The sequence below is a fragment of the Tepidimonas sp. genome (genome assembly GCF_036825565.1).
Lineage (GTDB): Bacteria > Pseudomonadota > Gammaproteobacteria > Burkholderiales > Burkholderiaceae_C > Tepidimonas.
On record NZ_DAISXZ010000001.1, the window covers coordinates 78,906 to 95,825 of the forward strand.

The window sequence follows — 16,920 nt, forward strand, 5'->3', positions numbered from 1 at the left end:
CGCGCGACGCGACGGGCGACGCGACGGCCCAGCCAACAAAAAACCCCGCCGCGGCGGGGTTTTTTGCGCAGGGGCGAGCCGCGATCAGCGGATGACCGCGATCTCCGAGCGCTGGCCACCTTTGTAGGTGTACAGCGTCAGGGCGCCGTTCTTGATGTCGCCCTTCTCGTCGAACTCGATGTTGCCGGTCACGCCCTTGTAGCTGATCGACTTGAGCGCCGGCAGGTACTTGGCCGGATCGGCCGAGTTGGCGTTCTGCATGGCCTTGACCATCACGTTGACGGCGTCATACACATACGGGGCGTACACCTGCACGTCGGTGCCGAACTTGGCCTTGAAGTCGGCGCGGAACTTCTCCATGCCGGCCTTCTGTTCGCTTTCGACGCCACCCGCCTCGGCGCAATAGACCTGCTCGTCGGCCATGCCGTCGCCCGCCAGCTTGGGCAGTTCACCGGTGCAGATGCCATCGCCGCCCATGAACTTGGCGTTGATGCCCAGTTGCTTCATCTGCTTGAGCATCGGACCGGCCACGGCATCCATGCCGCCGAAGAACACCACGTCGGGCTTCTTGGCCTTGATCTTGGTCAGGATGGCATTGAAGTCGGTGGCCTTGTCGTTGGTGAACTCGCGGTCCACGACCTCGCCACCGGCGGCCTTGACGCCTTTCTCGAACTCATCGGCCACGCCCTGACCGTAGGCGGTGCGGTCGTCGATGACGGCCACCTTCTTGGCGCCCAGCTTCTCGACCGCGTACTTGCCCAGGGTGCCACCCAGGTGCGTGTCGTCGGCCACCATGCGGAACACGTTGTTGAAGCCCTGACGGGTGTACTTGGGGTTGGTTGCGGACGGCGAGATCTGCGGGATGCCGGCCGCGTTGTACAGCTGCGACGCCGGGATGGTGGTGCCCGAGTTCAGGTGGCCGATGACGCCGTTGACCTTGGCATCGACCAACTTCTGCGCAGCGGCCGTGCCCTGCTTCGGATCCGCCGCATCGTCTTCGGCCAGCAGCTCGAACTTGACCGGCTTGCCTTCGATCTGAATGCCGGCGGCGTTGAGCTCGTCAATGGCCATGCGGGCGCCGTTTTCGTTGTCCTTTCCGAGGTGCGCGATCGGGCCGCTGGTGGGGCCGACGTGACCGATCTTGACGACCAGCTGTTCGACAGCCGGGCCTTGCGCCGCAGCGGGCTTGGCTTCTTCCTTCTTGCCGCAGGCAGCCAGAGCGATGGCGGCAGCGGCGACGATGGCCAGTTTGTATTGCATTTGCATGGTGACCCTTGTCAGACGAAATGGTTGAACGGTTTGCGCAACACGGAACTTTTCGCGCAGGCCTTTACGATACACGAAAAACGTCAGGTCCTCGTCAGACGAGGGCGTCTGAAAGGGTCAATTGCGGGTTGACCCTAATGCATCACCCAACGCTTCGCGGACATGATCCGCGATTTCATCGCGCAATGTCGCGGCAATCACCGCGGCACCGGCACTCGACTGCGCCAGCATCCAGGCCTGCAGCGCATCCGCAATGCGCCACTCCAACTCAGGCAAAAAGCGTGCCATCACCCGGTCGGTGATCGGGTCCACCAGCGCCTCGGTCGGCAGGACGGGGGCCGCGGCCTCGGTCGCCACCCCATCGGTCGCCACCGCCTCGGGAATCGAATGAGGCCCCGGTGGTGATGACGCGGGTGGCACGAACGACGGCGCGGACGGCGCTGGGGCCGGAGCCACCGACAGCCCCGCCACCACATCGGTGAGCGTGGGGACGACCGGCGGCGGCTGACGACCCGGTGGTGTCATGCCCCCACCCCGGCCGGTGCCGGCGCAGACCGTTGGGCCCGATCGTGCGCGACCGGGCTCACACCCATGCCCTGGTAGCGGCGCCAGCGCTGCCGCGCGGCGGCCTTGTCGGCCTCGTCGGACGAGACCACCTCCACCACGCGCGCAAACCGCACACCGTCGGCCTCCAGCACGCTGGGCCATTCGGGCTGGGCATTGACGAGCACGCCGCGTTCGCCCGCCAGGGGATCGGCGGGCCCGGCAATCACGACGGGCGAGCGCTTGCGCAGCAGCTCGGCCGCGTCGGCGCGGACATGGGGGACGAAATCATCGACCGGCAGCGTCCACAGCGCTTCGTCGAGGGGCGCCACCTCGTCCGGCGCGACCACCACCCACACCCGCGCCCCCGCTGCATAGGCCTTGGCCAGCAGCCGGCAGAGGTAGGTGCTGCGCGCCGACCAGGGGGCCGGCACGTTCAGGTGAAACGCCACGTCCATGGCGGCATTCAGCCGGCCGCGCGCCGACCACGCTTGGACGGACGGGCCGGGCGGTCCGGGTGAACCTGGGTCTGCGCCCGCGCTGCCTCATCGAGCAGATAGCGCACCAGCAGCGGGACGGGGCGCCCCGTGGCGCCTTTGTCCTTGCCGCTCTTCCAGGCGGTGCCGGCGATGTCCAGGTGGGCCCACGGCACGTCCTTGACGAAACGCTGCAGAAATTTGGCCGCGGTGACCGCACCTGCCGCGCGTCCGCCCACGTTGGCCACGTCCGCAAAAGACGACTTCAGCGCCTCGCCGTACTCCTCGTCGAGCGGCATGCGCCAGCAGGGATCGGCCGCCGCATCGCCCGCCTCGAGCAGGGCGCGCGCCAGCTCGTCGTCGTTGGCGAACAGGCCCGAGCGCACCTGGCCCAGCGCGATCACGCAGGCCCCGGTGAGCGTGGCGATGTCGATCACCGCGCGCGGCTGCAAGCGCTGCGCATAGGTCAGCGCGTCGCACAGGATCAGCCGCCCCTCGGCATCGGTATTCAGAATCTCGATGGTTTGACCGCTGAGGCTGCGCACGACGTCGCCCGGCTTGACCGCTCGGCCGCCGGGCATGTTTTCGCAGGCCGGGATCAGGCCCACGACGTTGAGGGCCGGACGCAGATGGGCCAGCGCCTCGAACGTGCCCAGCACGCTGGCCGCGCCACCCATGTCGAACTTCATCTCATCCATGTCCGCCGCCGGCTTGAGCGAAATGCCCCCCGTGTCGAACGTGATCCCCTTGCCGACCAGCACCACCGGCGCGACCGACTTGGCCGCCCCACGGTAGTGCAGGACGATGAAGCGCAGCGGCTGATCCGACCCCTGCGCGACGGCCAGAAAGGCGCCCATGCCGAGCCTGGCCACCTCTTTGGGGCCGAGCACCTCCACCGCGATGCCGCGGCCCTGCAGGGCCTTGGCCGCCTCCGCCAGGTTCGACGGCGTGGCATGGTTGGCGGGGCGGTTGGCCCATTCCTTGGCCAGCTCCTGCCCGCGCACGGTGGCCACGGCCTCGTCGAAGGTCGCTTGCACCGCCTCGTGGTTTGCCACCCCCACCGTGACGGTGGACAGGGCGCGCGGCTGCGGCTCGGACAGCGTGGTCGTGTAGCGGTAGCTCGCCTCGGCCACGGCCAACACGGCGACCCGCACGGCCAGCGGCGACAGCGCACCCAGTTGCAAGACCAGACGGCGCACCGGCGCCCCACCCTTGAGGGCACCGAACGCGGCCGAAACCGCCTGCCGCACCCGGCGCGCGCTGCCGTCGCCGCAGCGCACCAGCACGACGCGCCGCGGCCGCACACCGGGCAGCCGGTGGGCGGCCAGCCACTGTCCGGGCTCGGCCTTCAGATCGCCCTCGGCCAGCGCCTGGCGCGCCCAGAGGGTCAGCGGATCGGCCTGGGCGACATCCCCACCATCGCCGGCATCGGGCCACAGCAGGATCAGCGCATCGGCCTCGGTGGAGGCGGCCTCGTGCGCCGTGAGCGTCTTGAGTCGGAAGTCCATAATGCGGGCTATCGTTTCGAACCACCGTCGATGTTATTCGAATCCTCGATTCGCCGCGAACTGGCGCGCAGCTTTGGCGCCGCGTTGGTCGTGATGCTGACCGTCGTCATCACCATGATGCTGGTGCGATCGCTCGGCCAGGCCAGCCGCGGCGAGGTGGACCCGCAGACGCTCGTGCTGTTTTTGACCTACGGCATGCTTGGGCAACTGGGCCCCGTGCTGACCGTCGCGCTGTTCGTCGCGGTGGCGGGCACGCTGTCGCGCATGTACCGCGACAGCGAGATGGTGATTTGGCACATGAGCGGGCTGGGGCTCGGGCGCTTCATTCGTCCCGTGGTCCGGTTTGCGTGGCCCATTTGGGCCGCGATCGCCGTCCTGATGGCTTTTGCCGCGCCGTGGGCGCAGCAGCAGCGCGACGAGATGCGCGCGCGCTACGAGCAGCGCGGCGATCTCGAGCGCATCGCGCCCGGGCAGTTTCAGGAGTCCAGTGGCGGGCGCCGGGTGTTTTTCATCGACCGCGACACGCAAAATGGCCGCGAGGGCCGCAATGTGTTCGTCGCCAGCGTCGAGCGCGATGGCAGCGAAAGCATCGTGTCGGCCCGCGCGGGCCGCGTGGTGACGGTGGACGGGGTGATCTATCTGGTGCTGGAGGACGGGCAGCGCTTGTGGCGGCCGGCCCAGGACAGCCACGAGGCGTTGCAGGTCGGTGAGTTCGAGCAGCACTGGGTGAGGGTGCACGGCGCCAGCGCCCCGGCGGGCCACGTCAGCCGGCGCGGTGCGCTGCCGACCTGGATGCTGCTGCAGGACGGGACGCCCGCCAGCCGCGGCGAGCTGGCGTGGCGGGCCGGCATGGTGATCAGCGCCATCAACCTCGCCCTGCTGGCCATCGCCGTTGCGGCCACCAATCCGCGCGCGGGCAAGAGCGGCAATCTGCTGTTCATGCTGTTGGCGTTCGTCACCTACTACAACCTGCTGAGCGTGGGCAACGACTGGATCGCCCGCGAACGCGTCGGCGCTCTGCCCTTCATGCTGGCGCTACACGGGAGCGTCGCCCTGGGGGCGCTGCTGTGGATGGCGCACCGTGACCACCCCTGGACCCTGCGGCTGCGCCGCCGCACCGAGGCACCCGCATGAATACCGTTCGGCGCTTGATCTACGGCGAGGTGCTGGCGGCGGTCGCGTTCGTGCTGCTGGCCTTCCTAGCGCTGTTCTCGTTCTTCGACCTGATCGACGATCTGTCGTCACTGGGCCGCCCTTCTCTGGTGCGCCCGGGAGACCAGTACGCCGTGACCGACGCTCTGCTCTACGTCGGCCTGCTGCTGCCCAGCCGCTTGTATGAGCTGATGCCGATCGCGGTGCTGATCGGCACGATGTATGCGATGGCCCGGCTGGCTCAGGGATCGGAATTTACCATTTTGCGCACCAGCGGCCTGGGGCCGGGGCGGGCCCTGCGGCTGGTGGCGGTGCTGGGCGTGGGCTTCGCGGTGCTGACCTTTGCCGTAGGCGACTACCTAGCCCCGGCGGCCGAGCGCCAAGGCCAACTGCTCAAGGCGCAGTTTCGCGGGGGAATCAGCATCGGGCAGACCGGCGCCTGGCTGCGGGAGCGCACGCAGGACACGCACACATCGGTGAATGTGCGGGCCCTGTCGCCGGAGGGCGAGTTGCGCGGCATCCGGCTGTTCGTCTTCGACGCCCATGGCCGTGTGCGGGAGACGGTGCGGGCGGCGGCCGGCACCATCAATGCGCAAACGGGCGTCTGGCACCTGCGGGAGGTGGAGCGCCAGCGGTTCGATGACGCGCAGCACACCCGCCGCGAAGCGTTGGCCACACTCGACTGGCCCTCCTCCCTGAGCGCGGACATGCTCAATGTGGCCCTGCTCAAGCCCCAGCGCATGCGAACGCTGGACCTGTTCAACTATGTACGGCACCTGGAGGCCAACGAACAGACCGCCCAGCGCTACGAGATCGAGTTCTGGCGCAAGCTCTTCTACCCGTTGAGCTGCGTAGTGATGGTGGTGCTGGCGCTGCCGTTCGCCTACCTACACTTCCGCAACCAGGGGCTGTCGGCCTATGTGTTCGCGGGCATCATGATCGGCATCAGCTTCTTCGTGATCAACAGCGTGTTCGGCCACATCGGCAACCTGCACGGCTGGCAGCCCTGGCTGGCCGCGGGGGCGCCGTCGGCCCTGTACTCGCTGCTGTCGCTGGCGGCCTTTGGCTGGCTGGTGCTGCGCCGCTGACGCGTTGGAGGTCGTGCGTGAATCTGCATCAGTTTCGCTTCGTGCAAGAGGCCGTGCGCCGCAACCTCAATCTGACCGAGGCGGCCAAGGCCTTGCACACCTCGCAGCCGGGCGTCTCCAAGGCAATCCTGGAACTGGAGGACGAACTCGGCATCGACATCTTTGCGCGCCACGGCAAGCGCATCAAGCGGCTGACCGAGCCCGGCCGGCAGGTGGTGCGCAGCATCGAAATCATCCTGCGCGAGGTGCAAAACCTCAAACGCATCGGGGAGCATTACGCGGCCCAAGACAGCGGCACGCTGTCCATCGCCACCACGCACACCCAGGCGCGCTATGTGCTGCCCGCGCCGGTGGCGCGGCTGCGGCAGACCTACCCCAAAGTTAGCATCAGCCTGCATCAAGGCTCGCCCGATCAGGTGGCGCGCCTGGTGCTCGAAGACGGCGCCGACATCGGGATTGCAACGGAGTCGCTGTCGCACTACGACGATCTGGTCACCCTGCCCTGCTACGAATGGCAACATATGCTGGTGCTCCCCCCTGGCCACCCGCTGCTGGAGCGCGAACGCATCGGGCTGGAGGACCTGGTCGCGCAGCCGCTCATCACCTACCACCCCACCTTCACCGGGCGCACACGCATCGACCAAGCCTTCGCCCAACGCGGCCTCACGCCCCAGATCGTGCTGGAAGCCATCGATTCCGACGTCATCAAAACCTACGTCAAGCTGGGCATGGGTGTGGGCATCGTGGCCGAAATGGCCGTCCAGGGCGAGGAGCGCACGCCGGATCTGGTGGCCCGGCCGGCGGGCCACTTGTTCGGCCAGAACGTGGCGCGGGTGGCGTTCAAACGCGGTGCGTACCTGCGCCAGTTCGTGCTGCGTTTTGCCGAGTTTGTCAGCGACCGTCTCTCGCGCGACCTCATTCTGCGCGCGATGGAAGGCGGCGGCCACGACTACCAACTGTGACGCCACTGACGCCAGCGGCCCCACCGACCATGAACGCCCCGATCGCCCACCAGCCTCCGCGCACGCCCGCGCTGACCAGCCGGCTGCCCCACGTCGGCACGATCATCTTCACCGTCATGTCTGCCCTGGCGCAGGAGACCGGTGCCGTCAACCTGGGGCAGGGCTTTCCGGACTTCGACTGCGACCCCCGGCTGCCCCAGGCGGTGACCGCCGCCATGCAGGCCGGGCACAACCAGTATCCGCCGATGGCGGGCGTGCCGGCGCTGCGCGAGGGCATCGCGCGCAAGGTCGAGGCGCTGTACGGCCGCCGCTACGACCCCGGCACCGAGATCACGGTCACGGCAGGCGCCACCCAGGCCATCCTGACCGCCATCCTGGCGCTGGTCCACCCCGGGGACGAGGTGATCGTGCTGGAGCCGTGCTACGACAGCTATGTACCCAACATCGAGCTGGCCGGCGGTACGGTGGTGCGCGTGCCGCTCGTGCCCGGCACCTTCCGCCCGGACTTCGACCGCCTGGCCGCCGCCCTGAGCCCGCGCACGCGCGCCATCCTGGTCAACACCCCGCACAACCCGAGCGGGACGGTCTGGGGTGCCGACGATCTGCAGCGCCTGTACGACCTGGTGGCCGACACGGACGTCTGGCTGATCAGCGACGAGGTCTATGAGCACATGGTCTACGACGGCCAGACGCACCAGAGTCTGGCCACGCACCCCGGACTGGCGGCACGCGCGTTGATCGTCAGCAGCTTTGGCAAGACCTACCATGTGACCGGCTGGAAGGTGGGCTATGTGCTGGCCCCGGCGGCGATGATGGCCGAGTTCCGCAAGGTGCACCAGTTCAACGTCTTTACGGTCAACACGCCCATGCAGCACGGGCTGGCGGCCTATCTGGCCGACCCGGCCCCCTACCTGGGCCTGAGCGCCTTCTACCAGGCCAAGCGCGACCGCTTCCGCGCCGGACTGGCGCGCACCCGGTTCCGCCTGCTGCCGTGCGAGGGCACCTATTTCCAGTGCGTGGACTACAGTGCGCTGGCTGTGCCCGAGCGCGACCTGCCCGAAGCCGCTTTCTGCGAATGGCTGACGCGCGAGGTAGGCGTGGCCGCGATCCCGCTGTCGGCTTTCTACGGCGACGGGTTCGATCAGCGGATGGTGCGCTTTTGCTTTGCCAAGCGCGATGCCACACTGGACACGGCGCTGGAGCGGCTGGCCCGGCTGTGATAGAGGCCTCCGTCAGCCGATCTGCGCCCAGACCTTGTCCAGCCGCTTGAGGCTGACCGGGTAAGGGGTGCGCAGCTCCTGCGCGAACAGGCTGACGCGCAGCTCCTCGAGCATCCAGCGCAGCTCCTGCAGGCGCTCATCGAGCTGGCCCTTGCGTTCGGCCACCAGACGCCAGAAGCGCTGCTCGTGCAGGCGCAGGTCGGCCAGCCGCGCGGCATCGCGCGCCGGATCGGCGCGGCATTTGTCCACTCGCAACTGCACCGCCTTCAGATAGCGCGGCAAATGAGTCAGCGCCTCCCACGGGGTGTCGTGCAAAAACCGCTTGCTCACCAGCCGCTGCAAGTGCTGTTGCTCGTCGGCCGCCGTGACGGGCGGAGGCTTGCCGTCGCGCAACTTGCGCTGGGCGGCGGCCCACTCGGTGAGCACCTGCGCGGCCAGCCGTGCGACCTCGTGGGCGATCAGCACCAGCCGCCCGCGACCCTCCTGCAAGCGGCGCTCGAACGACTCGCCATCGTGCGGCAACGGCGGCTGCAGGAAGGCGCGCTCGATGGCCAGCTCCACGATCTGGGTGCGCAACTCCTCCTGCGTGCCCAGCGGCATGTACAACACGGCCATTTTCTGCCAATCCGGCAGGTTTTTCTCCAGCGCCTTGAGCGTGTCGCGCAGCTGCAGCGCAAACAGCCGCCGCAGCCCCAGGCGATGGTGGCGCGCGGCCAGCTCGGGCTCGTCGTAGACGGCCAGCGTCACGGCGTCGCCCGCGTCCAGCAGCGCCGGGTAGCCGATCAGCGTCTGGCGGCCTTGGCGGATTTCCATCATCTCAGGCCAGGGGCCGAAGGTCCAGCGGGTGTGGCGGGTGCTGGCGTCGGGCAGATCCAGCTGCGCGGGCGCAGCCAGGCGGTCCGGGGCGCGGTCGGCGGGGGGCCGGTCGGCAGACTGAGGGGAGGTCTGGGCAACAGGCGACGGGGCGGACTCGGGGACGGCGGCGGTGCCGAGTTTGAGCGCCGCGAGCGCCTGGAAGGCACCCCGCGCCTGCCCCCCCCACGCCGCCTTGAGGGCCGGCAGGTTGCGCCCCATGGCGAGCTGGCGGCCATGCTCATCCACGACCCGGATGTTCAAGAACAAATGGGCGGGCACCGTCTCGAGCTTGAAGTCGGCGCGCTGCACGGGCAGACCGGTGCGCTCGCGCACGACGGCCAGCACGGCGTCGAGCAGGCTGCCCTGGGCCCAACGCGCGGGCGCGAGCAGCGCCTCGGTCACGCTCTGCGCCGTCTCGGGCAGCGGCACCAGCCGTGCGCGGGGCTTTTGCGGCAGGCTCTTGAGCAAGGCCAGCACCTTGTCCCGCAACATTCCCGGCACCAGCCACTCGGCGCGCTCGGCCGACACCTGGTTGAGGGCGAACAAGGGCACATCCACCGTCACGCCGTCGCGCGGGTCGCCCGGCTCGTGCAGGTAATGCGCCCGGCAATCCACCCCGCCCAGGCGCACCACGGGCGGAAAGGCCTGCGTGGTGATGCCTGCCGCCTCGTGGCGCATCAGCTCATCGCGGCTAAGCATCAGCAGCCGCGGCTGGGTGCGCGACGCCTCGCGCCACCAGCGCTCCAGGTCGCGGCCCGTGCAGATGCCGGCCGGGATCTGGCTGTCGTGGACGGCATAGATCAGCGCATCGTCCACCAGCACATCCTGGCGCCGGGCCTTATGCTCCAGCGCCTGCACCTCGCGCAGCACGCGGCGATTGTGCGACCAGAAGGGCAGTCGGGTGTCCCAGGTGTCCTCGGTCAGCCCGGCGACCAGCGCCTCGCGGATGAAGACCTCGCGCGCGGCCGCGGGGTCGATGCGGCCGTAAGCCACACGCCGCTGGCTGTACACCGTCAGCCCGTAGAGGGTGCCGCGCTCGTGGGCGACGACCTCGGCGCTGCGCTTTTCCCAGTGGGGATCGCCCACTTGGCGCTTGATCAGATGCGCCCCTACCTGCTCCAGCCACTGCGGCTCGATCGTGGCCAGCCCGCGACCGTACAGGCGCGTGGTTTCCACCAACTCGGCGCAGAGGATCCAGCGGCCGGGGCGCTTTTTCAGGCGCACACCCGGGTGCGGCACGAACTTGATGCCGCGCGCGCCCAGATAGACGTCCTCCGTCTCGTGCTTGCAGCCCACGTTGCCCAGCAGCCCCGCCAGCAGGCTCAGGTGAATCTGCTCGTAGCTGGCGGGCTGGGCGTTGGGCTTCCAGCCGTGCTCCGCGGCCACGGTGTGCAGCTGCTGGTGGATGTCGCGCCATTCGCGCAAGCGGCGCAGGTGAATGAAGCGCTCGCGCAGCAGCGCCTCGTACTGCCGGTTGGACAGCCGGTGCGTCGGGGCCTCGCCCGGCGTATGCACGCCGCCGCGCGCCTTCTCCAGCCAGTCCCAGAGCTTGAGGATGCCGACGAACTCGCTGCGCTCGTCGTCGAAAGCCGCGTGCGCCTGGTCGGCCTTGGCCTGCGCCTCCAGGGGCCGCTCGCGCACGTCCTGCACGCTCAGGGCGCTGGCGATGACCAGCACCTCCGCCAAGGCCCCGCGGTCTCGCGCCGCCAGGATCATGCGCCCCACGCGCGGGTCCAGCGGCAACCGGGCCAGCTCGCGCCCCAGCGGGGTCAGCGCCAGACTGTCGTCCAGCGCGCCCAGCTCCTGCAGCAGTTGGTAGCCGTCGGTGATGGCGCGTCGCGACGGTGCCTCGAGAAACGGAAACGCCTCCACGTCGCCCAGCCCCAGTGCCTTCATGCGCAGAATGACGCCGGCGAGCGACGAGCGCAGGATCTCCGGGTCGGTGTAGCGCGGCCGCGCAGCAAAATCCCGTTCGTCGAACAGGCGGATGCAGATGCCCTCGGCGACACGGCCGCAGCGGCCGGCGCGCTGGTTGGCCGCCGCCTGGCTGATCGGCTCCACCAGCAGCTGCTCGACCTTGCTGCGCAGGCTGTAGCGCTTGACGCGCGCCAACCCCGAGTCGATCACGTAGCGGATGCCCGGAACCGTCAGCGACGTTTCGGCCACGTTGGTGGCCAGCACCACCCGGCGTCGGCCACTGGGGTGGAAGATTCGGCTCTGCTCCGCCGCGCTCAATCGGGCATACAGCGGAAGCACCTCGGTGTCGCGCAGCGCCGGCTGGTGGCTCAGGTGGCGGCGCAAGTGATCGGCAGCGTCGCGGATCTCGCGCTCGCCGGGGAGAAAGACCAGGATGTCCCCAGCGTGCGCCCCGCCGCGCCACAGCTCGTCCACTGCGTCGGCGATGGCCTCGTCCAGGCCATAGTCGCGACTTTCCTCGAACGGACGCCAGCGAATTTCCACCGGATAGGTGCGTCCGCTGACCTGAATGATGGGCGCCGGCCCGGCCGGCCCGGCGAAGTGCTGCGCGAAGCGCTCCGCATCGATCGTCGCCGAGGTGATGATGACCTTGAGGTCCGGGCGCTTGGGCAGCAGCTGCTTCAGATACCCGAGCAGAAAGTCGATGTTGAGGCTGCGCTCGTGCGCCTCGTCGATGATCAGCGTGTCGTAGGCACGCAGCAGGGGATCACGCTGGGTTTCGGCGAGCAAAATGCCGTCGGTCATCAGCTTGATCGCCGCACCCGGCTGCAGCCGGTCGTGGAAGCGGATCTGATAGCCGACCAATTCGCCCAGCTCGGTCTGTGTCTCTTCCGCGATACGCGCCGCCACCGAGGTCGCCGCCAGCCGTCGCGGCTGGGTGTGGCCGATCAGCGGTCGCCGACGCCGCGGCGCCTCGGCCTCTGCGCGCCAGTCCACGCCACCGCCACGGCCCATCGCCAGCGCGATTTTGGGCAGCTGCGTCGTTTTGCCCGAGCCCGTCTCCCCGCTGACGATGACGACCGGATGCGCGCGCAGCGCGGCCTCGATCTCGTCGCGCCGGGCGGACACCGGCAGCGATTGCGGAAACGCGATCACCGGCGCCCGAGCCGGCTGGTGGCACACTTCGTTTTGCGGCATGACCGCGCGATTATCCCGATCCCGACCGCCCCCACGCCGCCACCGGCGGCCGCCTGCTGCACACCCGATGTCCACCGTCTTCAATTTCACCTTCGTGCCCTGGTTCCGATCGGTGGCACCGTACATCCACAAGTTCCGCAACCAGACCTTCGTGGTCGGCGTGCCGGGCGAGGCCATTGCCGCCGGCAAGCTGCCCAACCTGGTGCAGGACCTCGCGCTCATCCAGAGCATGGGCGTGCGCATCGTGCTGGTGCACGGCTTTCGCCCACAGGTCAACGAGCAGTTGCGCGCCAAGGGGCACGAAGCCCGCTACCACCGCGGCATCCGCATCACCGACTCGGTGGCACTGGACAGCGCCCAAGAGGCCGCGGGCCAACTGCGCTACGAGATCGAGGCCGCCTTCAGCATGGGGCTGCCCAACACGCCCATGGCGGGTGCCACCGTGCGCGTCATCTCGGGCAACTTCATCACCGCGCGGCCGGTGGGCATCGTCGATGGCATCGATTTTCAGCACTCGGGGCTGGTGCGCAAGGTGGACGCCGTCGGCATCGTGCGCGCGCTGGACATGGGGGCGCTGGTGCTGCTGTCGCCCTTCGGCTTCTCGCCCACGGGCGAGGCGTTCAACCTCAGCATGGAGGAGGTGGCCACCAGCGTCGCGGTGGCGCTGCAGGCCGACAAGCTCATCTTCGTCACCGAGATCCCCGGCATCCGCGTGCGGCCGTTCGACCCGCCGGGCGACGACAACCCCATCGACACCGAGCTGCCGCTGGCCGACGCCGAGCGCATCCTGGCCGAGGGGCCGCAGCCCGCGCAGCCCACCGACCCGGGCTTTTACCTGCAGTACTGCCTGCGGGCCTGCAAGGGGGGCGTGGAGCGCAGCCACATCATCCCCTTTGCCGTGGACGGCTCGCTGCTGCTGGAGGTGTATGTGCACGACGGCATCGGCACCATGGTCGTGGACGAGAAGCTGGAGAGCCTGCGCGAGGCCAATGCCGACGACGTGGGCGGCATCCTGCAACTGATCGAACCGTTCGAGAAAGACGGCACGCTGGTCAAGCGCAGCCGCACCGAGATCGAACGCGACATCGCCAACTACACCATCATCGAGCACGATGGCGTGATCTTTGGCTGCGCGGCACTCTACCCCTACCCCGAGGCCCGCACCGGCGAGATGGCCTCGCTGACCGTCTCGCCGCAGGCGCAGGGCCAGGGCGACGGCGAAAAACTGCTCAAGCGCATCGAGCAGCGCGCGCGGCTGATGGGGCTGGAGAGCATCTTCGTGCTCACCACCCGCACCATGCACTGGTTCCTCAAACGGGGCTTTCAGCCCGTGCCGCCCGATTGGCTGCCCGAGGCGCGCAAGCGCAAATACAACTGGGACCGGCGCAGCCAGGTGCTGGTCAAGCGCCTGGGTTGAGGCGCCCCCCGCCCCTCACATGACGCGGTGCGGGCCGCCGCGGGCGGCCTCGTCCTGGCGCGTCTTCCACAGCGAGTACAGCACGCCTCCGGCGATCAGGCCCAAGGTCACCGACAGCGAAACCACCGCCGGGATCTTGCCCACGATGCCGACCAGGAAAATCTTTGCCCCGATGAACACCAGCACCGCACCCAGACCGATCATCAGGGCACGCAGAACGATCACGCCCAAAATGCCCCAGAACAGCACACGGTGCTGGTACGGGCGCGCAATGCCCAGAATGCCAAAGATCAGCGCGATCACGAAGACGTTTTCCATGGACAGCGCCCTGATGGCCGTGTTTGCCGCGCGCGGGATGGGGGTCTTTCCCGCCAGCCGCCTGGGCCTGAACAGCGACGGGCCGCTGCCCGGACTGCTGCCGCTGGGCGCGTGCGAGGGCGTGCGGGAAGACATCCACGCCATCCTCAGCCGGCACATGCGCCAGCACCCGCTGGTGCAACGGCTGCTGCAGCACGCCACCAGCCCCCCGTAACCCGGCCCGAGAAAAAACGAAACCGCCCCCGTGGGGGCGGCTCGGTGGCAGCCAGATCAGGGCCCGGCATGCCCGATCGCTCAGGCGCCGGCGCGCATGCCGGCGCGCGACGACATCACTGCTTCTGCTCGGCCGGCTTTTGCTCGCCAGCGGGCTGCTGTGCGGGTTGCTGGGCCTGGTCGCCAGCGGGCGGCTGAGCCGGCTGCTGGGCGTTGTCGGCAGGCGCCGCAGCCGGGGCGGGCGCGGGCGCCGGAGCTTCTTCCTTCTTGCCGCAGGCAGCCAGGCTGGCGGCGGCGATCAAAGCAGCGATCAGAGCGGTCTTGTTCATGTGAGGTCGATTCCGAATCGGGGGGACACCGGGAGTCCGTGTTGCACAACCGCCGCCCCGCCGGCACGGGGACGACTTGTGGTCCGTATGCACCAACCGGAAACCGGCCGTGCACCAAACAGATTCATTATGGAACCAACCTAGGGTTTACCCTTGTAAGCAATCGTAACATTTGCTACCGAAGTTGTCCGCCGCGCCCATCAAGGCGCCGCATGCAGCCAGCCAGCCTCGAACCACTGCGCCAGCGCGGCGCGGGCGTCGTCGCTGGCGCGCCGCACCTCGTCGGCCGACAACTCGCGCGCATCGGCCAGCCTGCGCATCAAGCGGGCGTCGCGCCCGCGCGCGATCAGCGCCTCGCCGTTGATGAAAACATGGTGCTCGTCGTACGCCATGCGGGTTCGCCGGTCCAGCACGACGGCGCCCGGCGTCCAGGGGACCTCGGCCGGTTCGAACCACACGCGCGGCTTGGGTTCGGTCAACACCTCGCCCAAGGCGCAGGCCAACGCCCGCTCATCCGCCACCAGGCGCTGCAGCCCCTCGCGCGCAAAGGCCTGCAGAGCCGTCGGGATGCGTGCGGGTTCGGTCGTGGCGGGCTGGCGGGGGTCGCGGTACAGGGCCTCGTCCTCGTGTTCGTCGGCCAGCCGCAGCACCAGCTCGGCCGCCAGCCCGCCGCGCTGCGGCACCCGGAATCCGATGGAATACGTCATGCAGTCGTCGCCCACGGCCACCCCGTCGTGGGCCCAGCGCGGCGGCAGGTAAAGCATGTCACCGGGCTCGAGCACCCAGTCCTGCTCGGGCTCGAAGCGCTGCAGAATCTTGCACGGCAGATCGGGCCGCAGCGCCAGATCCCGCTGCCGGCCGATGCGCCAGCGGCGCCGCCCGCTGGCCTGCAGCAAAAAGACGTCGTAGCTGTCGTAGTGCGGCCCCACCCCGCCGCCGTCGCTGGCCCAGGAGATCATCACATCGTCCAGCCGGACGTCGGGCACGAAGCGAAACCGCTGCATCAACGCATGCACCCCATCGTGGTGCAGGTCCACGCCTTGCACCAGCAGGGTCCAACCCGGGCGCCGCAGCGGCGGCAGCGCGCGCTCGCCCCGCCGTGCGCGGGGATCGAACGGCCCGTGCCGCAGCTGCCAGGTCCGGGCCGGATCGTCGGCCTCGGGGTGCTGCTCGACCACGCGCGACTCCACGTCCTCGCGCGCGGCCAGCGCAAACAGCTCGGCCCGCGACAGCAGCGGGCGAAAGCCCACCACCGCCTGTCGGATCAACAGCGGGCGGCGCTGCCAATGGCGCTGCATGAACTGCTCGGGCGTCAGCCCGCCGAGCAGCGGGGTCGGCTCGGTCGGCCGGGGCCGGGAGAACGGAAAGGCGCTGGAGGGCGTGGGTCGTCTCATGGGACAATTGTCCGATGAAAATCGCACCCCCCTGCGTGGCCAGCCTGAGCTGGACCCTGAAGGACACCTTGGGCGACGTGCTCGACGCCTCGGACGAGCCGGTGGAGTTTTTGGTTGGCGGACGTGACCTGCTGGCCAGTATCGAGCAGGGCCTGGTCGGCCGTGGCCCGGGTGACCGCGTGGAGCTGCACCTGGAACCCAAAGACGCCTTTGGCGACTTCGACGACCAGTTGATCTACCTGGAGCCGCGCTCGGCCTTCCCGGCCGAGCTGGAGGTGGGCATGGCCTTCGAGGGGTTGCCGCCGGGTTGCACGCCGGACGCGCCGCGCGACCGGCTGTACTTCGTCAGCGAAATCTACCCCGAGCACGTGGTGCTGGACGCCAACCACCCCCTGGCCGGCATGGCCCTACGGCTGACGCTGCGGGTGCACGATGTGCGCGAAGCGACAGTGGACGAGGTCGGCCGCGGCAGCACCGGCACGGGTTTCTTCCAGGTGCATTTGCGCGACTGACGGCGCAATCGGCTGCGCGGTTGACCGCCCCGCACCCGGGCGTGGACCGCGTGGGGATCACGCGCGGCCGGTGGAGCCGTAGCCGCCCTCGCCGCGCGCCGTCGCCTCGACAAACGCCTCGACGACACGGAACTGCGCCTGCACCACCGGCACGATGACGAGCTGCGCGATGCGCTCCAGCGGCTCGATGGTGAACGGCACGGGGCTGCGGTTCCAGGCGCTGACCATGAGCTGCCCCTGGTAGTCGCTGTCGATCAGCCCGACCAGATTGCCCAGCACCAGACCGTGTTTGTGGCCCAGACCGGAGCGCGGCAGGATCAGCGCTGCATAGCCCGGGTCGGCCAAATGGATGGCCAGGCCCGTGGGCACCAGTTGCCAGGCGTTAGGCGCCAGCGTCAGCGGGGCATCCAGGCAGGCACGCAGGTCCAGACCGGCGCTGCCCGGTGTGGCGTAGGCGGGCGGCTGTCCGTGCAGCCGGGGATCGAGGATCTTGACGTCGACGTGCATGGGCGTGGGATGCGCGGGGCAGCACCGATGTCGAGCCGCCCCGACT

15 protein-coding genes and 1 pseudogene are annotated in these 16,920 nt (G+C 69.1%); 7 read left to right on the forward strand and 9 right to left on the reverse strand.

Going from position 1 to position 16,920, the window contains the following annotated elements; all coding sequences use genetic code 11:
• Nucleotides 1-84: 84 nt before the first annotated feature.
• From V7026_RS00405 to V7026_RS00420, 4 genes are all read right to left on the reverse strand, one after another.
• A complete protein-coding gene (locus tag V7026_RS00405; protein WP_334153295.1) occupies nucleotides 85-1,260 on the reverse strand; it encodes a branched-chain amino acid ABC transporter substrate-binding protein in 1,176 nt (391 codons plus the stop codon).
• A gap of 123 nt (nucleotides 1,261-1,383) precedes the next feature.
• Entirely contained in the window at nucleotides 1,384-1,623 is a 240-nt protein-coding gene (locus V7026_RS00410) for a hypothetical protein (protein WP_334153268.1), read from the reverse strand.
• A 164-nt stretch (nucleotides 1,624-1,787) separates the two neighbouring features.
• The gene (locus tag V7026_RS00415; protein WP_334153269.1) at nucleotides 1,788-2,267 is read right to left on the reverse strand and encodes a DNA polymerase III subunit chi; all 480 of its coding nucleotides are present in this window, start codon (nucleotides 2,265-2,267) and stop codon (nucleotides 1,788-1,790) included.
• Between the two features lie 8 nt (nucleotides 2,268-2,275).
• Entirely contained in the window at nucleotides 2,276-3,793 is a 1,518-nt protein-coding gene (locus V7026_RS00420) for a leucyl aminopeptidase (RefSeq protein WP_334153270.1), read from the reverse strand.
• Nucleotides 3,794-3,823: 30 nt separating this feature from the next.
• Here V7026_RS00420 and lptF point away from each other — a divergent pair, with 30 nt between their 5' ends.
• The 4 genes from lptF to V7026_RS00440 are packed head-to-tail and all read left to right on the forward strand — an operon-like array spanning nucleotide 3,824 to nucleotide 8,215.
• A complete protein-coding gene (lptF, locus tag V7026_RS00425) occupies nucleotides 3,824-4,927 on the forward strand; it encodes an LPS export ABC transporter permease LptF (protein WP_334153271.1) in 1,104 nt (367 codons plus the stop codon).
• Nucleotides 4,924-6,033: an LPS export ABC transporter permease LptG gene (gene lptG, locus V7026_RS00430; RefSeq protein ID WP_334153272.1), complete on the forward strand. Its 1,110-nt coding sequence runs from the start codon at nucleotides 4,924-4,926 to the stop codon at nucleotides 6,031-6,033. The genes lptF and lptG overlap by 4 nt, the downstream gene beginning before the upstream one ends.
• A 17-nt stretch (nucleotides 6,034-6,050) precedes the next feature.
• The gene (locus tag V7026_RS00435; protein WP_334153273.1) at nucleotides 6,051-6,995 is read left to right on the forward strand and encodes a CysB family HTH-type transcriptional regulator; all 945 of its coding nucleotides are present in this window, start codon (nucleotides 6,051-6,053) and stop codon (nucleotides 6,993-6,995) included.
• Between the two features lie 29 nt (nucleotides 6,996-7,024).
• Nucleotides 7,025-8,215 carry a pyridoxal phosphate-dependent aminotransferase gene (locus V7026_RS00440; protein WP_334153274.1) on the forward strand — a complete coding sequence of 397 codons (1,191 nt, stop codon included), beginning with the start codon at nucleotides 7,025-7,027 and terminating at the stop codon, nucleotides 8,213-8,215.
• A 12-nt stretch (nucleotides 8,216-8,227) separates the two neighbouring features.
• Here the strand turns inward: V7026_RS00440 and hrpA are convergent, their stop codons facing one another.
• Complete coding sequence (hrpA, locus tag V7026_RS00445) at nucleotides 8,228-12,184, reverse strand: ATP-dependent RNA helicase HrpA (protein WP_334153275.1); 3,957 nt, start codon at nucleotides 12,182-12,184, stop codon at nucleotides 8,228-8,230.
• Nucleotides 12,185-12,251: 67 nt separating this feature from the next.
• On the opposite strand from hrpA, the gene argA reads away from it, so the two are divergent.
• A complete protein-coding gene (gene argA, locus V7026_RS00450) occupies nucleotides 12,252-13,601 on the forward strand; it encodes an amino-acid N-acetyltransferase (protein ID WP_334153276.1) in 1,350 nt (449 codons plus the stop codon).
• 15 nt (nucleotides 13,602-13,616) lie between these two features.
• Here argA and V7026_RS00455 read toward each other — a convergent pair.
• Nucleotides 13,617-13,931, reverse strand: a pseudogene (locus tag V7026_RS00455) (TerC family protein); the annotation flags it as partial.
• Between V7026_RS00455 and V7026_RS00460 the strand changes: the two are divergent.
• Nucleotides 13,918-14,133 (forward strand): hypothetical protein, encoded by a 216-nt coding sequence (locus V7026_RS00460; RefSeq protein WP_334153296.1) that lies wholly within the window; start codon nucleotides 13,918-13,920, stop codon nucleotides 14,131-14,133. The pseudogene V7026_RS00455 and the gene V7026_RS00460 overlap by 14 nt on opposite strands.
• Before the next feature lie 115 nt (nucleotides 14,134-14,248).
• Here the strand turns inward: V7026_RS00460 and V7026_RS00465 are convergent, their stop codons facing one another.
• Nucleotides 14,249-14,461, reverse strand: a complete 213-nt coding sequence (locus V7026_RS00465) for a hypothetical protein (protein WP_334153277.1) — start codon at nucleotides 14,459-14,461, stop codon at nucleotides 14,249-14,251.
• Nucleotides 14,462-14,661: 200 nt separating this feature from the next.
• Entirely contained in the window at nucleotides 14,662-15,855 is a 1,194-nt protein-coding gene (locus V7026_RS00470; RefSeq protein ID WP_334153278.1) for a JmjC domain-containing protein, read from the reverse strand.
• Between the two features lie 14 nt (nucleotides 15,856-15,869).
• Here V7026_RS00470 and V7026_RS00475 point away from each other — a divergent pair, with 14 nt between their 5' ends.
• Nucleotides 15,870-16,367: an FKBP-type peptidyl-prolyl cis-trans isomerase gene (locus tag V7026_RS00475; protein ID WP_334153279.1), complete on the forward strand. Its 498-nt coding sequence runs from the start codon at nucleotides 15,870-15,872 to the stop codon at nucleotides 16,365-16,367.
• Between the two features lie 57 nt (nucleotides 16,368-16,424).
• On the opposite strand, the gene dut is transcribed toward V7026_RS00475, so the two are convergent.
• The gene (gene dut, locus V7026_RS00480) at nucleotides 16,425-16,874 is read right to left on the reverse strand and encodes a dUTP diphosphatase (protein WP_334153280.1); all 450 of its coding nucleotides are present in this window, start codon (nucleotides 16,872-16,874) and stop codon (nucleotides 16,425-16,427) included.
• Between the last annotated feature and the right edge of the window lie 46 nt (nucleotides 16,875-16,920).